Consider the following 2174-nt stretch of genomic DNA (forward strand, 5'->3'; position numbering starts at 1 on the left):
GGCCAAAGGCCTGAGCCAGGGGCAGATTGTCCGCAAGCGCTTCCTGGGCCACTCCGGCGCCATCATCGGCCTGGCCGTGTTCGCACTCATCTTCATCGTCGCGTTCACGTCAGTCGGTTACCTGGGCCTTCCCGGCTGGTGGAAGTACAACCACGAACAGGTCTCACCGCTGGTCAACGACGGCGCCCCGACGTCGTYGCTGTGGCCCCTGGCTTGGGGCGAGCATCCGTTCGGCCAGGACCGGATCGGCCGCGACCTGTTCGCCATGACCATGCGCGGCGCCCAGCAGTCGATCACCATCATGATTGTCATCGGCATCATCGCCGGCTTGATCGGCGTTGTGGTCGGCGCGGTCTCTGGCTACTTCCGCGGCTGGGCCGAAGCCATCCTGATGCGGCTGACAGACGTAATCATCATCGTCCCGGCCCTGCTGCTTGCCGCTGTTATGGCGCAGATGGCTGGCCGGCGCGACTCCGGCAGTTGGTTCGCCGCCTTCGCCAGCACCAACGGCGTGCTGGCCCTGGGCATCTTCCTGGGCCTGATCAGCTGGGTCAGCCTGGCCCGCCTGATGCGCGGCGAGTTCCTGTCCCTGCGCGAGCGTGAATTCGTCGACGCCGCCCGGATCTCGGGCGCAAGCAACGCCCGGATCATCTTCAAGCACATCCTGCCCAACGCCGTCGGCGTGCTGATCGTCAACGTCACCCTGACCATGTCAGCCGCCATCCTGACCGAAACAGCGCTGAGCTTCCTCGGCGTCGGCGTCAAGGCACCGGACACCTCCCTGGGCCTGCTCATCTCACAGAACCAGCAGGCCTTCGCGACCCGCCCGTGGCTCTTCTGGTTCCCCGGCCTGTTCATTGTGCTGATCTGCCTCAGCATCAACTTCATCGGCGACGGGCTGCGGGATGCGTTCGATCCGCGGCAGAAGAAGTTCAACGCCAAGAAGGCCAAGGATGCGTCCGGCCGTATCCCGGAGGCTACCCCCGTCACCGCCCTCGATGGACCCAAGGACCGCTAGATGCGGTGCAGCCCCGCCCCGGGGGAGAGGGCAATCAGGAGCCGCTCCGGCGGCCAGCTACTGGGCGGCCACGGCCCAGTAGCTGGCCGCCAGCAGCACGACGACGACGCCGATCGCCGCCCAGCGCGGCGTGACGGTCACGGCGATGGCGTCCGAATCAGTGTCGGCCGCGGCCACTGCGCCGCTTTCCACCTGGTCCCGCCAGCGGCTGCGCACGAGGCGGGCAGCCTGGCCGGAATCGGTGGACTTGAGGTCACCGGGCCGCACCGACTTTCCCGGCCCGTAGCTGGTATCCGGCAGACCGGCCAGGTCCTCCGGGCGGGCGTTACGCCCGCCCCAGATGCCGGGGGCGGGCGCCGCCCAGGCGGCGTAGCTTTTCTCCGCCGTCACGAGGGTGAGCGCATAGCGGGTGTCGACGTGCACCAGGGCGGCCCACGGCACCAGTACGGTGCGGAACGGGTTCTCCAGGGTCACGCCGCCGTCGTCCACCACAACGGCCGGCATCCAGAAGAACTGCCAGCCCAGCAGGGCGATCAGGAGCAGCGGAGCCGTCCCGGCCAAGGCGGCGGGACCCGCAGCGGCGACCGTCACCACCAGGCCGACCAGCGCCACGGTCCAGGCCAGCCACGCGAACCATTTGTTCGTGCGGGCCTTGAAAATTTCTACGTTCCCGGCAGAGGGCACAGTGCTCATGCCCCCCATAATTCAGTATTCCGAGTTCCAGCACTAATCACCGGTGTGCCGGCGGCTCGGGTGGAAGGAAAAACCCGACATGACTGACTTCATCACCCTGGATCCGGCCCCGGCCCCCGCGCCCGGAAAAGGCGACACCGTCCTGGAGGTCCGTGACCTCAGCGTGGACTTCGGCGTGGACAAAAAATGGGTGCCCGCCGCGATCGGACTGAACTACGACGTGCGGGCCGGCGAGGTCCTGGCCATCGTGGGGGAGTCCGGCTCCGGCAAGAGCGCGAGTTCCATGGCGCTGCTGGGCCTGCTTCCCAGCAACAGCCGGGTCAGCGGCAGCGTGAAGCTCGGCGGCAGGGAACTGCTCAGCGGCAACGATGCGAACATCCGGGCGGTCCGCGGCAAGGACGTCGCGGTAATTTTCCAGGAACCCATGACAGCCCTGAACCCGGTGTACACCGTGGGTGCACAG

General features: G+C 67.4%; 3 protein-coding genes. 2 read left to right on the plus strand and 1 reads right to left on the minus strand.

Features of this window, described 5'->3' with window-relative positions:
- Positions 1–1018: ABC transporter permease (locus AC1DHD_RS15810; RefSeq protein ID WP_476880622.1), on the plus strand; the 1018-nt coding region annotated here is incomplete at its 5' end.
- Positions 1019–1075: 57 nt separating this feature from the next.
- Here the strand turns inward: AC1DHD_RS15810 and AC1DHD_RS15815 are convergent.
- Positions 1076–1711, minus strand: coding sequence for a PH domain-containing protein (locus tag AC1DHD_RS15815; RefSeq protein ID WP_476880623.1), 636 nt, complete (start codon positions 1709–1711; stop codon positions 1076–1078).
- Positions 1712–1790: 79 nt separating this feature from the next.
- On the opposite strand from AC1DHD_RS15815, the gene AC1DHD_RS15820 reads away from it, so the two are divergent.
- Positions 1791–2174 (plus strand): ATP-binding cassette domain-containing protein (locus AC1DHD_RS15820; protein WP_476880624.1); only part of this gene is annotated, 384 nt, incomplete at its 3' end.

It is taken from the genome of Arthrobacter sp. 05L45_2, assembly GCF_056397525.1.